The organism is bacterium (genome assembly GCA_013360215.1).
Classification (GTDB): Bacteria; CLD3; CLD3; order SB21; family SB21; genus JABWCP01.
Genome location: JABWCP010000002.1, coordinates 114,557 through 129,680 on the forward strand (window position 1 = coordinate 114,557; position 15,124 = coordinate 129,680).

A 15,124-nucleotide genomic window follows, 5' to 3' on the forward strand; every position below is an offset into this window, starting at 1 on the left:
CCATTATTTATTGGTATTACGTTGCAAACGATGAATTTGACCAAGTGTTAATTCGAATAACATAAGAATTATCGCAAAGGCAATAAACCATTTCCAGCTTTCGATGCCAAATCGTGATTGTAAAATATAGTGCTCAATAGATTCTTTTTCAGTTAAAAACGTAATATTTGCAATGCCGCTAAATATTTTAAGAGAGTCCGATTCCCATGTCGCAAATTCACTTTCTTGGTTTGGGATATTGGCACTTACCAACGTAAGCACTCGAGAATCATTTTTATCCACTAGAGAATAATTACCCGCCATATCGAGTTTATCAATTTGAGCTATTTTGATGTTATTTTGGACTACTAAAGATGGGATGTAGTCACTCTGTTCACCAGTAAGACTGCGCATACGGACCATATCATTCGCATCTCTTTGAATACGAACTTTGACAGCGTCGCCGACAACGAATTGATTTTTATCATTTTCCTTACCATACAAGGCATATAAACAACGGTGCATAAGTGGTACGAAAAACGCACGAATGGGCAGATCATTCCAAGTCATAACTGGCATTGATGTCATAAGCATAAAATGACCGTTGTAAATAGCATATTCGGTTAAAAAATTACCGCTTTTTCCAAACGTTAGGATGTTTTGACCTTGGCGGGAATCTGTATTAAAGTAACGATAAAATTTTGGGGACTCAATATTCTTCAAAGAAGTGCGGTCCGTAAAAATATCTGCAATCAAAGGATGCGGCTGAGCATCAAATTGAAGTTCAATAAACGAATGGTTTTCGCTATTGAGCGAAACCATCTGAATCAAACGCGATACATCTAGTCTATCCGCGATTTGTTTATTAAATTGGGTGATATCCGTTTTAGTACCCGGAATCATGAGAATTCCGCCACCCTCTTTCAAGAATTCTACGACTCGGTTAGTCTGAGATTCGTCCCAACGGCCAGGGTTTACAAGAATCAGAACATCAAATTTTTTCAGGTCAACGGTTGCAAGTTTGTCAAACAAAACTGATTTGGTAATGATGTTACCCGCTTGTTGGTCATGCGCTTTAAGCGCAAGCTCTATAAATTCTTTGTCTGCGAGTTCACCGGCCACAAGAACTTTGATATCTGATGGAACATAATAATGAAAATAATATCTATTATTTGCTAAAAAACCATCATCATCTAACTCCGCGTAACCGGAAACAAAGCCTGATTCGGATGCTGGGAATGAAATGCGCACATCGTTATCAGTTTTAGCATCAACCTGTAAAACGGACTGGCCTACTCGTTTCCCATTAGCATAGACGTGCAAAATTCTTTCACCGGACTGGGTTGACAATGAATTTCGTATCGTACAAACCATTTCGATCGGGCGATTTTTTTGAAAAAAACGATTTTCGGTCTCAGTTTTTAATATGGCTAGGTCCGATTCCGGTTTCCCATCGATAGCGATGACAACTAAATGCGGCTTGATATGGCCGTAATCTGGAATTTGAGTATTAAATCGGTCGGATTTTTGCAAATCAGAGATGATATAAATTTCACGGTTGGGGTTTTTAGCCTGTGCTAAAAGGCTCACGGATTCGTGCAGAGCTTTATCTATAGCAAATGAATAATTTTCGATAACAATATTTTTAAGTCGAGCCCGTGCTTCAGAAAAATTAGAACTCCAATTTAAATTAGAAGCTTTTTTTAATCCTGACGCATCTATAATAACAAATTCATCGCCTTCTTGAAGATGCGAAATGACTTCCATTGCCTTATTTTTTATGCGTTCCAGCGCTTGTCCGCGTTGATTTACGGACGAAGCGCTGAGTGAATTATCAAGTATAAGTACAACAGAAGTTTTAGCATGGGCGTTTATGTTTCCGTTTGTTGCGGACCACTTCCACACCGGTCGCCCAAATGCTATAACGAGGCACGCTACGATCATCGCTCTGATAATTAACAATAATATCTGTTGCCAACGTAACTTTTTAATTTGTTTTTTTTGGAGTGCTTTTAAAAAACGATTGGAGCTAAAAGGAACAACACGTGCTTTTTTTCGATTGAGCAGATGAATCAATATTGGAATAGATGCCAATACCAGACCATACAATAAAAAAGCATTTAAGAAACTAAACATATCATGCTTTCCGTATATCGGAATCTATTCCGCCGTCTTCGATACGAATCACTCGTTGTGCACGTTCAGCCAAAGCTTCGTTATGTGTTACCACGACGAATGTTTTATTAAATTCGCGGCAAAGATCAAACATGAGTTGATGCAGGTGCTCGCTAGCGCGCTTATCCAAATTTCCGGAAGGTTCATCGGCCAGAATAAGGCCCGGATCATTCATCAAAGCGCGTGCAAACGCAACGCGTTGCTGTTCGCCGCCGGATAGCTCAGAGGGTCTATGATAATAACGCTCGGCAAGACCCACATTTTTCAAAAGATTTTTGCCCCTTTCATAACTTGACGGATCGTTCGAAGGTTTTCCGGCAATCAATGCGGGCATAATTACGTTTTCCAGCGCAGTAAACTCCGGCAGCAAATAATGGAACTGAAAAACAAAACCAACACGCGCATTACGCAAACGTGCCATAGCAACGTCTGATAACTGACTCACCTGTGTGTTTTCAAAGAAAACATCACCGGAAGAAGGCTTATCTAATATACCTAAAATGTGCAATAGTGTACTTTTTCCTGCGCCGGATGGTCCTAAAATTACAATAAATTCGCCCTCGTGTATATCTAGACTAATGTTATTTAAAACAGTTAGCTCACCTTTGGCCATGGTATAATTTTTACTAATGGCTTGTGCCCGAACGAGAATTTTTTTGGATTCGGCCGAAGCTATCATTGCGCCTCTTCGATAGTAAAAGTTGTATTAAGCGATCCCGAATATTCGACCGCCGTCGAACCGACGGTACCTGTTCCGGCAAGCTGAGTAACCAAAGACCCGTTAAGAATTCGTCCCTCCGAAAAACTGTACACCATCGTGCCTTCGATTATAACTAGAAAATTAATTTTAGACTGCTCTTGATGTTCAGGAATAGCGCCTTCTCCATTAACTTCCAATGATAGTTTGATCTTAGCCGTAGATTTATCCGCTTCTTCCAGTTTATACCGTACGGTAAGCGTCGGATCAGTTATTTTGAGTAATTTTTTAAAGGGTAAAATGATCGCAGAATCACCTGCTGCATCGTTTAATGTCCATGTTTCTCCAATTTTGAGAGTTTTTTCAGGAAATGGTATAAACATATAACGCCAAATGTTTTCAATACCGCTTTCCGCTAAAACTCCGTTTTTTAAGGTCAACGATTTTTCTAACAATGTCCCAAAACGATCAACACCGATTTCTACATGATCATTGGCAAAAAGTTTAGCCATTTTGTAAGTAAGATTTTGCCCATTGATCGTGTATCGTGTTAATTCGATGTCATTAGCTATCTGCGCACTGCCTTCACCGTCAACGTGCAAGATATTTTGATGAATATCATAGGCGGTTTCACCATATATTGAATTATTGTATGCGGACGAAATCGTTGAAAAATTCTTATACGTACTGACAGCAACGCGGTATTTATCGCCTTCATTAAATTTGTAAGTTAATACAACGAGTCTGTCTTTTTGTGAAAAAGCTGTACTCGCAACAGTTAAAAACAAAATTAAATAGAATTTTAAAAATCGCATAGAATCCTTATGATTTTAAAGCTTCGAGTGGTAAAAGTTTTGCGGCTTTTCTGGCGGGATAGTACGTAGCGAAAAGACACAATAAAACGGACATGACGATGACCGCAAAAAAATCAATCCACTGGAGTTCCATAGGTATGGCATCCAAAAAGAAAATGTCTCCCGGCAGCTTAAAAATGCCCCATTGTAGTTGAATAAAACAAATCGAATAACCTACAATACATCCGGCGACAATTCCTATGCTCCCGACGATCAGGCCTTGTCTTACAAAGATGGACGAAATAAATTTTTGATTAGCGCCTATTGATTTGAGAATTCCAATTTCTTGTGTTTTCTGCATAACGACCATGATCAATGTGCTAACGATATTAAAACCGGCTACCATGATAATCATACTCAGCAGTAAAAGCGACCCCCATTTTTCCAGTTTCATCGCGGCATACAAGTCGCGGTGCATATCATACCATGTTTCATATACAAAACTCTCACCTAACTCAGTGCGTATCGCATTTTCGTATTCGGACGCTTGTGCTATATTCTCAAAACGAATATCCAAGCCGGTAATCGCCTCCTCTTTTTCAAATAGTTTCTGGGCTTCCGGTATGGATATAAATACGTAGGCATTATCATACTCGTACATATCGGTTTTAAACAAACCCGTTACCACATATCGACGCATGGGTGGAGCGCTAAAAGGCCCTGTAACCCCGGAAGGACTAATAACTGTCACCGTATCGCCTGTACTCACATCAAGGTTAATTGCAACACTCAAACCAAGCAGTATTCCTGATAATCCTTCAGATTGCACTTCAAAATCAATTTTACCGGCAGCCATGTTTTTAGAAAGATCGGAAACTTGAACTAAACGCTTTTCTTCGGTGCCCTTTACAAATACGATGTGGCTGGATTGACGGCTGGTTATCATTGCTTTTTCAAGTATGTAAGGCGCCGCTCCGTTGATTGGGTACTGTTTTCGCAAAATGTTTTCTACGGAATCCGGTGATTTCATAGGAATTTCATTTTGCATTTTTATTTTACCGTGTGCATCGAATCCTACAAAACGGTTTTTAATTTCCGTTTCAAACCCATTGAGCACCGTAAGTACAAGGATGATTGACATTACCCCAACCATTACCCCTAATACTGAAATACCGCCGATAAGTGTTACAAAAAAGTTATCTTTGCGGGGTTTCAGGTAACGTAAAGCTATAAACCATTCCGATGGCATTTTTTTCATTCGTATCGCACGGCCTCCACAGGATCTAAAAAAGCGGCCTTACGACTCGGATACAACGTCGCCAACAGGCATAACAATACGGAAAATGAAGCAATCACAAAAAAATATTCGCCTCTTATTTCCATTGGAACAGAATCCATAAAATAGACATCGGAATCCAAACTTAGCCATTTGAAATATATCTGTGACAGCATCAATGCGAGAGCCAATATCGAACCGACAACCGCGCCGATAAAACCAATAATGAGCCCTTCGGCAAGAAAAATGCGACGTATTTCAGAACGCGTAGCACCCATAGATCGTAAAACGCCAATCTCCTTAGTCTTCTCTATGACAATCATGAATAAGGTTCCAACAATATTAAACGCCGCAACAAAAATGATAAGACTAAAAATTATCACCATTATGAAATTGTTAGTTTCTAACCAACCAAATAAGTTACGGTGATTATCATACCAGGTTTTCGCGTAATACGGGAAGCCCAATTCACCATTAAGAGCTTCGGCTGTGGGTTTTGCCGATTCCGGATCATTTAGTTTTATTTCATAACCTGACACGGACGTACCGTAATCAAACAATTTAGATGCTTCCGTAATATCCACGTAAACATAGACATTATCATATTCCGCTAACCCGCTTCGGTAAATGGCCGTTACACGATACTGGCGGACAACCGGTTGCTGCAAAAACGACGGTGAATTTTGGAGGCTAAACAAAGTAAGTTTATCGCCTATTCCGACTGCAAGTTTATCGGCTAATTTTTTTCCAATAACGATACCCGGTAATTTCTTGGAGGTACTGTCGTTTGAAATATAATCACGCAAACCCAGTGGAGTTGATACAGATACATGTGTTTTGAGGATATCTTTTTTCAGATCCAAGACCGAATGGAAACGTTGTTCATTAATTCCCTTAACGATAACACCGTCTGTAATTTGAGACGAACGAATCATGGCCTCTTTTTCAATATAAGGGGAAAATCCGATGATGGATTTATATTCCTGAAGTCGTTCCTCTATCATATTCGTATCACCTATCGGTTCTGTGCCATCAAATGTCTTCAAACGAATATGTGCGTCAAAATTAATAAATTTGGTAATCAATTGATTTTCAAAACCGGATATGATGCACAACGTTATGATAAGCGCGGCTGTGCCTAAGGCCACGCCGGCCATGGAAATAATGGAAATAATGGAAATGAAACCATTTTTACGTTTGGCCCACAAATAACGGCGAGCTATAAAAGAAGGATACGAAAACAAATTCATGATTCCCCTTGAGCAATACGATCGGAGAGATGAAACAATGCCTCACGACACTCAAAGTGTTTTTGCGGGTCATATTGTATGCTTTGAAGTTCTGTTTTGAGCGCATCCAATAGTCCGGTTTCACGTCGAATCATTGTTTTATAAGTCAATTTATGTTTTAGTTTTTGCATTTCGTCCGACAAAATCCTCACGTCTTTTTCGGCTTTGTGTGCCTGTTCTATAAAAAACTCATTCGCAATTAAACGTTTTTCTACATCGGGAAATAATTTTAAATCATTTTCTATCAAAAGATATTCTTCCCTTAGACGCGTTAATTCCTTTTGGGTTTGATCCAATCGTATAAGCCAATCAGACTTCGTAACAATCAATTGGTCTATTTGTTGTTGTAACAATTCGAGTTCGATACGATCCTTAAGACCTTGTTTGGTAATCTGATCCTGCTTTTCACGAATTTTAGTCAACCGATGGAATTCACGCGTCAGAGTTTCATGCTCTCGCTCCAGATCCGGAAGATAAGCGGTTAACTTGCGCGCGTCTTCCAAACGAACTTCAATTAATTTACATTCCGTCTCCGTATTATCAATGATGCGTTTAACGGTTTCTGAAACAGAAAATATTTTTTCATTAATATCATCGTATTTCAGTTTCTTTTTATACCACTCTTCTTCTTCCTTTAGCAAACGAATTAATTCGTTAATATCGTTTTCTTTTACTTCAGGTAACCTTTTTTCCATAATATAGTTTACCAATTTTACGCAATAAAACAAAGTTTTTGATTATATCAGCAGCCTTATCCATATTGATCAATCACATTTACAATACTAGAAATGAATAACCCTGGAAGTCTAATTATCTATCGAGCTTCGGCAGGATCCGGCAAAACTTTCGTTTTGGTGCGCGATTATCTTAAAATCACTCTGGGTAAACCTGAGCAATTTCGTCATATTCTCGCTATTACGTTTACAAATAAAGCCGCCCAAGAAATGAAAATCCGGATTATTGAGGCGCTGCGAACTTTTTCTTCCGACCATACATTATCGACATCGGACCAGCATTTATTTGAATATTTACGTAATTCTCTGGGTTTTTCAGATGAACAATTGAGAACTGCCGCTCAAAAACTTTTAATTACCATTCTGCATGAATATAGCGATTTTGCTGTTTCGACCATTGACAGTTTTATGCAACGCATATTGAAGGCATTTGCTGCTGATACTGGGCTTCCGATCAGCTTTTCGATGGAACTCGACAGCATGCGGATTGCTAAGTCTATTTTAGAACGACTATATAATGCGATTGACCAGAACGAAGAATTATCCGATTTCCTCATCCAATGGGCACAAGAACGGTCCAGCGAGGGTAAAACACATAATTTAGACGGCGAATTATTGCGTTTTATCCCCATAATTTTTGAAGAAAATCATGCTGCTCCTTTAGAACGAATCAAAACGCATGAATTGATTGATTTCGTGCGTTTACGCAATACAATACGCCATCAAATGTCAAGCATTACTCTGGAATGGCAGAATAAACTAAAACAAATAGTTGATGAAATTGTGTCGTTAGGATTAACTGATGAGGATTTTTATAGAAAATCAAAAGGTGTATTTTCGTTCATTAAAAAAAGCTTTGAAAATCCATTTAACATAGAGCCTAATCAATACGTCGTTGCGGCCTTAACCGATCGTTCGTTGGTACATCCTGATTCTTCGAAAAAAGACATTTTAAAAACTATTGAACATAAAATATTACAATTAATTGACCAGTACTTGACGGTTCAAAAAAAAATCACTTCTTATGATTTGATAAATAAAGCGTTACCGCAACTAACTTTAATGCGGACATTCACCGAACTTTACGATCAATTCCGTGACGAAGAACTTACGATACATATTTCAGAAGTAAATCATCGTATAAACAAAATCGTTCGTAGTGAGCCGGTTCCGTACATATATGAATTTATTTCGTCTAAATATAATCACTTTTTTTTGGACGAATTTCAAGATACCTCTGCTATGCAATGGCAAAACTTAGTACCGTTGATTCATGAAAGCCTCTCTTACGGCACGTATCGACACAACTTGATCGTCGGTGACGTCAAACAATCCATCTACCGCTGGCGTGGTGGCCGCGCTGAGATATTAGCAAATCTACCCTATCTTACCGAAAAAATTAAACTCGAACTAGAAGAAGGCGACGCCATTGAGTCTAAGTTTTTAGAAACGTATAACATCGTCAACCTTAATACAAACTATCGAAGTAAGGAAGTAATAGTTAATTTTAACAATCGTTTTTTTGAATTCTTAAAAACATCGCCCTGGTTCAAATTCAATCATTACTATGATCAATGTGCGCAGGAAACCGCCCATTCGCAAACTGGGGGTTATGTCAAAATTGAATTTTTGACTCAAAATGACAGTAATAGCGAATTGTACTACGAAACCGCTCTTAAAACTAAAAAAATAATACAAACGTGTTGTGAAGAGTTAAAATACTCCCCTCACGACATTGCCATTCTCGTTCGATCTCAGCACGAAGCTATTGCGATCTCTGATATTTTATCAGAATACCAAATTCCCATCACAACTGAAGAATCCCTATTACTTAGAAACGCTCCCAAAGTTCGATACTTAATTGCATTTTTGCATTGGGTCCACAATCCAAAAAACAAAAACCATCTTGTCACTTGGCTGACTTTGGCAGCGCAGTTAACACATAGACATCAAGACTTTTTTGAAAACATATTTTTAATCGGGTACTCTTCCCAATCTATTCCTGAAGTTTTTGATTTCGTCATCAATGAATTAAAATTGGATACATCAATAAGAAAAATCAACGAACAACCATTACACGAGGCGCTGCTAACCCTCATATATGCAAGTCATCACATCATTGGTACAACGGACCAATTTGTCGAGTGTTTTGTAAATATGGCTTTAGAATACGCACAAACACAGTCCTTGTTATTAAATGAATTTTTGAATTATTGGGAGGAAAACCACGAAACACTTGCGTTACGAAATGACGGTTTACGTAGCGGTGTTCGCATCATGACGGTACATAAATCAAAAGGATTAGAATTTCCGGTAGTTATTATTCCCATTGCTGACTGGTCACTTAGTTCGACCGGGAAAAATAAATTATGGGTTAATACTGATCCCGAGCGCTTTTTTGGTATGGATACGCTACTTATTCCAGAAGTAAAAAAAATTCAAAACTCTGATTTTTATGAGTTTTATAAAAATGAAAATGAATTATTGCAACTGGATGCGATAAACCTTTTGTACGTCGCGATGACACGGAGCCGTGATCAACTCTATGTCATGTGTCCTACTACAACCACCAATGCGTCAAAAGAACACGTTCAGAATGTTGGCGAAATTATAAACCAATTTGTTATTCATGAATTCGGTCAGATAAATACATATGAAGCAGGTAGCCTCACCTATGCGAATCAAACGCAGTACGTAAAGGAACAGGAGAAGAGCTTCGTATATACGCATAACGAAGCCGTTAAAGATAAACCATGGCGTTCTTGGATCCAATTACAAAGCCGATTTGACAGCTCAAGCGAAATAGATACAATATGGGACGGTGATAAAAACACACGCTGGGGTAACCTCATTCATTACGTTCTTGTACAAATGTCTAGATCTGAAGATCTGATGATGGCAATTGAACACTTTAAAAAAATAAGCCTCGTAAATGAGGAAGAAGCGCATCATATCCACACTGTTCTTACAAGGTTTTTTGAAAATAAATCAATTGTAACGCTGTTTGACGCTAAAGCATCCATTATTCGTGAATCCGAATTTTTTGATAATGAAGGTCGTTTGCGACGATTTGATCGTATGCAAATCGAAGATGACCGTATCACGATTATTGATTTTAAAACAGGGCAAAAAAAAGATTCGCATGTAACACAAATGCAATCATACATGAAACCGTTTGTTCAAATTCATCACAGAAAAGTACAAGGTGCACTGCTTTATATAGATCCTCCCGAGATCGTTGAGGTACATCTATGAACGCATTTCTTGATGATATAGCAACCTATTTACTCAAAGATTCCTCAGCAAATTTAAATGATCGTTGTGTTATTTTTCAAAACCAACGCGCGAAATTGTATTTCAAAAAGTATGTCGGTCAAAGAGCCCTGCCCGGCTTGATATTACCTGAAATGTTAACCATCGAAGAATTAGCCGAACGTTTATCGGGTAAACGTATTACGGATAATTTTGATCTTTTGATTGAGTTGTATTTATGCCACCAAAAGTTGAACCAGCCTGAAACTTTTATAAAATTTTATGATCTAGGTTTAAAAATTATAGAAGATTTTAGCGATATGGATATGTATGCCGTTGATCCGGCCAAGTTATTTATAAATCTTGATTACCTGAAATCAACTGAATTTTGGGATAAAAACGATGAAGATTTAACCGCTTTACAACTACGACAAAAGAACTTTTGGAAATATCTGTTCGCTCTGCATAATGAATTTAAACGTGTGCTTGAAAAAAAAGGTAAAGCCTACGCCGGTATGGCTTATCGCGAAGCCGCCAATCAAATTCGCAGTCATAACTACACTTTACCTTGGTCAAAAGTATTTTTTGCGGGAATTAATGCGCTCAGTTTATGCGAGGAAGAAATAATTGATCATCTACTAAGAAGAAAACAGGCAGAAATTTTTTGGGATGCCGATGTTTTTTACATTAATCAGAAGCACCATGAAGCCGGTAACTTCATTCGTCGTTATATCAAAAAATGGTCTGAAACAGATAAACATTGGATCGGAGATCGTCTATCACGCGATAATAAAACGATACGCATCACACGCGCCTCTCAAAATAGTGCACAAGCACGCGCAGCGATTATTGCTCTGAAAGAAAGTGTAAAAAATAAAACGGCATCCATTGCCGTCGTATTAGGTGATGAATCTCTTTTAATACCTGTTTTGGAAGAATTGCCGGAAAGCTTAACTAAATCAGCACGCATCAATGTAAGTATGGGTTATCCCCTTTCCATGACGACGATTTATAGTTTCATGATGTGTGTACTACAACTGCATGCCGATGCATTATCAAATCAAACAAAACGAAAAGAATATTCATTTTTAAATCAACACGTAATTCAATTTTTTTCGTTATCCTTAGTTCGCAATTTAATTAAAGATAAGGTTTACGCTATACACGAGGCCATCATACGACAAAATTCAACTAAAATATCGTCTGAATTTATTCAGTCACTTACAAAGCTACCATCTTTAAAGCTTGTATTTAATGCTTGTCGCGATATTAGCCATATGATAGAAAACATTAACACTTTGATTGATGAAATCAAAAGCGAATTATTTACAAATCGAATGTATGAAGAGCTTGAGGCGTTGTATCTATGGAAGGAAAAATGGACAATAATTTGTGAAACATATCAACGCTATACGAGCTTACATAATCCCGTTTTGAGTGAGAATTTAGAAACAATCATACGGATAATGCAGGACGCTGTTAATAATGTTCGCATCCCATTCAATTCCCCTGCCGAAAGTTCGAATTTGACCCACCGTATTGAAATCATGGGTATGCTCGAAACCAGAGCATTGGATTTTGAACATGTCATTATCTTATCCGTCAACGAAGGCGTATTTCCTGCGCCGCGTTCGACTCATTCTTTGATTCCATTTACAGCTCGTGCCGAATCAGGAATGCCAAACTATACCGAAAAAGAATCCATATTTGCCTATAACTTTTACAGGCTTTTACAAAGAGCTTCAACTATTGACTTGATTTATGACGCACAAATCAATCAAAATACAAAAGGCGAACCCAGTCGATTTATACAACAGCTACGATATGAATTAGCCAAAACATCGCCAAGTATTACTATTATAGAAAATGAATTAAGCCCCCTGCCAGTTATAAAATCTAGCATCGAACCCTTGTTAATACAAAAAACACCGGCCATTATCGAAGCCATCAAGAATGTTTTAAACAAAGGGTTATCTCCAACTGCCATCAATTCTTACAATCGCTGTTCATTGCAGTTTTATTTATCGCGCATTGCAAAATTTGAAGAATCCGACGACATTAAACCGGAACTTCAAAGTGATGACCTCGGGAATATCGTCCATCACGTATTTCAGCACATGTTCGCACCGTATATCGGAAAATCTATTGCCGCCAAAGACATTAGTTCAATGCTGAATGATGTAGATACAGCGATCCAAAATGCATTGGATGATATGGGCAATCCGGATGTCCACAGTGGAAAAAATAAAATAACATTCGCCATTGCTCAACAGCACATTCAACGTTTTTTGAACAATGAAAAAAACCGCCTTTCACACGACAATACAAACCGATGTGTCCTATCTGTCGAATCACTTATGTCCACTTCAATAGATGTCCCAATTGAAGGTCAACTATTCACAATGCGCCTGCATGGAAAAGCGGATCGAATTGACCTTATTGACGATGTTGTTGAAATCATAGACTATAAAACTGGTTCAGCCCAGAAAAAACATGTCCAATTACCAACAACCATTGCTGATCTTTCTGTTAAAAGTGATTCTGATAAAGCATTGCAACTTCTAACATATATCATGCTACATCGTTCACATTCCGAGAATAAATACAAAAAATATCGAAGCATGATCGTTGCTTTGCGCGGATCCCCTGCAGAATATTATCTACCGCTAACTTATGATAAAAATGAGACTCACTCGATTGAGAATGAAATTGAAGAAACATCTTTGGAATATTTTCGAAGTATTGCTCTCGAGTTACTCAATAACGAACGGCCATTTGTACAAACGGATGAAAAAAAGAATTGCGTATATTGCTCCTATAAAAATCTATGTAACCGATGGCCGGAACATTATTCATGAGGAAAAATGATAACTAATACATTTTACAATGAATTTGATATTCAATTAATTGACGGCGTGAGTGGGCGTCATCTGTACGAGAGAACTCCTTTTCAACAGGATCGTGATCGTATTATTTATACATCCTCGTTTCGCAGATTACAATCCAAGACACAAGTATTTTTTTCTGGCGAGTATGATTTCTATCGAACGCGACTAACTCATTCTTTAGAAGTGGCGCAAATCGGCCGATCATTGTGCCATTATCTGAAAGAAGAATCCAAAGAGCTTAGAGATGATTTTTACATTGACTCTGATCTTGTCGAAGCGATATGCCTCGCCCATGATATAGGCCACCCGCCTTTTGGACATGCCGGAGAAACGACAATTAATAAATTGATGCAACCGTACGGAGGCTTTGAAGGTAACGCACAAACGCTACGGATGTTGACCGAAACAATTTATAGCGCCGCTTCGGGTCGCGAAGGAATGAATCCCACAAGGGCTTTGACAGATGGTGTGATGAAGTATAAAAAGCTTTACTCGCAAAGTCATAATAATAATCAACCGCCCAAAAATCATTTTTTGTATGATGAACAATGGCCATATGTTCAATTCATTTTTGATCACCGCGATATACCTACAGACGTAGATCATAATAAGTTTCGTAGCATAGAATGTCAAATCATGGATTGGGCGGATGACACGGCTTATTCGATTAACGATTTATTGGACGGTATAAGTTCAGGCCTGATAACACAAGCCAAAATTGAGTCTTGGGTCGCTAAATCATTATTTACAAATCATGAAAACATTTTGATTTCTAATCTATTGAAAGCTATGTCGGAGCGTCAAATTGCACGTTTTTGTAGTCGTAAAATTGGCGACTGCATTCGCGCCGTTAATTTGTCACCGGTGAAAACGTTTATGTCCGATAAAACAAATCGCCATGCGTTTTACCTTTCTATAGATAAAGAAAAACGTGCAGAAATTGATTTATATGGCCGTATTTCAAGAGAGCTTGTATTTTTTTCACCGCAAATCTATCAACTCGAATTTAAGGGTGATTATATTTTAAGAAAAATGTTTGATGCTTTCGAAAAACACTACCTCGGAAACGATAACCGAAATACAATGACTTTGTTACCGGATCATACTGAAGAACCGGTTCGTAATGAAAAAGATTTAAAGAAACGCGCTCGATTGATATGTGATTATGTCGCCGGTATGACGGACGGATTCGCTTTGCGAACTTTCAAAAGATTATATGATCCGGATTTCGGTTCAATTATGGATTTGGTATAAAAAAAACTTGCTTTTTCATACTTGCTCGTATAGATTACGCGCACCTTTACGGGGACATAGCTCAGTTGGGAGAGCGCAAGGCTGGCAGTCTTGAGGTCAGGGGTTCGACCCCCCTTGTCTCCACAAAAAAACCTTCTCTATTGAGAAGGTTTTTTTATTTTGCACATCATTTTTACTTCGTTCTATACATTGTCCTTAGATACCTTTAAGTCCCGAATTAATCCATTTTGTAGTCCGTAAATCCAGCCATGTATCGTAAGATCTTGTTTACGATCCCATGCCTTTTGCACGATCGTCGTATTACATACATTTGCTACCTGCTCGACGACATTCAATTCACATAAACGATGATGTCTTGCTTGCGGATCCGATATGGTATTCAACTCGGTTTCGTATTTTTTCCAGACCTCACGAATATGCCGTAACCAATTATCAATCAGTCCCAACCGACTATCTTGAAGGGCAGCTGCCACACCACCGCATCCATAGTGCCCGCACACGATGATATGTTTTACTTTAAGCACTTCGACGGCGTATTCGATTACCGATAAACAATTGAAATCGGTATGCACCACCACGTTAGCCACATTACGATGAACAAACATTTCACCCGGCAAAAGTCCAACAATTTCGTTGGCCGGAACTCTGCTGTCAGAACACCCAATCCATAGATATTCAGGCGCTTGTTGATGGGAAAGCTTATCAAAAAAGTCCGGCTTTTGTGCTCGAATGTTTTCAGACCAATGAAGATTATTTTCGAACAGATGCTTTAAATCAGACATAGTC

At 38.3% G+C, this 15,124-nt stretch carries 10 protein-coding genes and 1 tRNA gene; 4 read left to right on the forward strand and 7 right to left on the reverse strand.

The window, feature by feature from the left end:
• Positions 1 to 3 precede the first annotated feature (3 nt).
• From HUU58_01965 to HUU58_01990, 6 genes are read right to left on the reverse strand one after another with little or no spacing between them, the layout of a single operon-like run.
• Positions 4 to 2,115, reverse strand: coding sequence for a BatA domain-containing protein (locus HUU58_01965; protein NUN44421.1), 2,112 nt, complete (start codon positions 2,113 to 2,115; stop codon positions 4 to 6).
• A gap of 1 nt (position 2,116) precedes the next feature.
• Positions 2,117 to 2,833, reverse strand: a complete 717-nt coding sequence (locus HUU58_01970; GenBank protein NUN44422.1) for an ABC transporter ATP-binding protein — start codon at positions 2,831 to 2,833, stop codon at positions 2,117 to 2,119.
• Positions 2,830 to 3,666, reverse strand: coding sequence for a hypothetical protein (locus HUU58_01975; protein ID NUN44423.1), 837 nt, complete (start codon positions 3,664 to 3,666; stop codon positions 2,830 to 2,832). The genes HUU58_01970 and HUU58_01975 overlap by 4 nt, the downstream gene beginning before the upstream one ends.
• Positions 3,667 to 3,673: 7 nt before the next feature.
• Entirely contained in the window at positions 3,674 to 4,903 is a 1,230-nt protein-coding gene (locus tag HUU58_01980; GenBank protein ID NUN44424.1) for an FtsX-like permease family protein, read from the reverse strand.
• Positions 4,900 to 6,171 carry an FtsX-like permease family protein gene (locus tag HUU58_01985; GenBank protein NUN44425.1) on the reverse strand — a complete coding sequence of 424 codons (1,272 nt, stop codon included), beginning with the start codon at positions 6,169 to 6,171 and terminating at the stop codon, positions 4,900 to 4,902. Before HUU58_01985 ends, HUU58_01980 begins: the two co-directional genes overlap by 4 nt.
• A complete protein-coding gene (locus HUU58_01990) occupies positions 6,168 to 6,905 on the reverse strand; it encodes a hypothetical protein (protein NUN44426.1) in 738 nt (245 codons plus the stop codon). The genes HUU58_01985 and HUU58_01990 overlap by 4 nt, the downstream gene beginning before the upstream one ends.
• 93 nt (positions 6,906 to 6,998) lie before the next feature.
• Here HUU58_01990 and HUU58_01995 point away from each other — a divergent pair, with 93 nt between their 5' ends.
• The 4 genes from HUU58_01995 (at position 6,999) to HUU58_02010 (ending at position 14,461) form a co-directional block, all read left to right on the forward strand.
• Positions 6,999 to 10,199 (forward strand): UvrD-helicase domain-containing protein, encoded by a 3,201-nt coding sequence (locus tag HUU58_01995; GenBank protein NUN44427.1) that lies wholly within the window; start codon positions 6,999 to 7,001, stop codon positions 10,197 to 10,199.
• Positions 10,196 to 13,054: a PD-(D/E)XK nuclease family protein gene (locus HUU58_02000; protein ID NUN44428.1), complete on the forward strand. Its 2,859-nt coding sequence runs from the start codon at positions 10,196 to 10,198 to the stop codon at positions 13,052 to 13,054. The genes HUU58_01995 and HUU58_02000 overlap by 4 nt, the downstream gene beginning before the upstream one ends.
• 9 nt (positions 13,055 to 13,063) lie before the next feature.
• Positions 13,064 to 14,338, forward strand: a complete 1,275-nt coding sequence (gene dgt, locus HUU58_02005) for a dNTP triphosphohydrolase (protein ID NUN44429.1) — start codon at positions 13,064 to 13,066, stop codon at positions 14,336 to 14,338.
• A gap of 50 nt (positions 14,339 to 14,388) precedes the next feature.
• Positions 14,389 to 14,461, forward strand: a tRNA-Ala gene (locus HUU58_02010).
• 59 nt (positions 14,462 to 14,520) lie between these two features.
• Here the strand turns inward: HUU58_02010 and can are convergent.
• Positions 14,521 to 15,120 (reverse strand): carbonate dehydratase, encoded by a 600-nt coding sequence (can, locus tag HUU58_02015; GenBank protein NUN44430.1) that lies wholly within the window; start codon positions 15,118 to 15,120, stop codon positions 14,521 to 14,523.
• Between the last annotated feature and the right edge of the window lie 4 nt (positions 15,121 to 15,124).

What these genes read in the sequence shown, in the direction of transcription:
- HUU58_01965 (NUN44421.1), bottom strand. Translation starts at nt 2,115, where the DNA reads ATGTTTAGTTTCTTAAATGCTTTTTTATTGTATGGTCTGGTATTGGCA.
- HUU58_01970 (NUN44422.1), bottom strand. Translation starts at nt 2,833, where the DNA reads ATGATAGCTTCGGCCGAATCCAAAAAAATTCTCGTTCGGGCACAAGCC.
- HUU58_01975 (NUN44423.1), bottom strand. Translation starts at nt 3,666, where the DNA reads ATGCGATTTTTAAAATTCTATTTAATTTTGTTTTTAACTGTTGCGAGT.
- HUU58_01980 (NUN44424.1), bottom strand. Translation starts at nt 4,903, where the DNA reads ATGAAAAAAATGCCATCGGAATGGTTTATAGCTTTACGTTACCTGAAA.
- HUU58_01985 (NUN44425.1), bottom strand. Translation starts at nt 6,171, where the DNA reads ATGAATTTGTTTTCGTATCCTTCTTTTATAGCTCGCCGTTATTTGTGG.
- HUU58_01990 (NUN44426.1), bottom strand. Translation starts at nt 6,905, where the DNA reads ATGGAAAAAAGGTTACCTGAAGTAAAAGAAAACGATATTAACGAATTA.
- HUU58_01995 (NUN44427.1), top strand. Translation starts at nt 6,999, where the DNA reads ATGAATAACCCTGGAAGTCTAATTATCTATCGAGCTTCGGCAGGATCC.
- HUU58_02000 (NUN44428.1), top strand. Translation starts at nt 10,196, where the DNA reads ATGAACGCATTTCTTGATGATATAGCAACCTATTTACTCAAAGATTCC.
- can (NUN44430.1), bottom strand. Translation starts at nt 15,120, where the DNA reads ATGTCTGATTTAAAGCATCTGTTCGAAAATAATCTTCATTGGTCTGAA.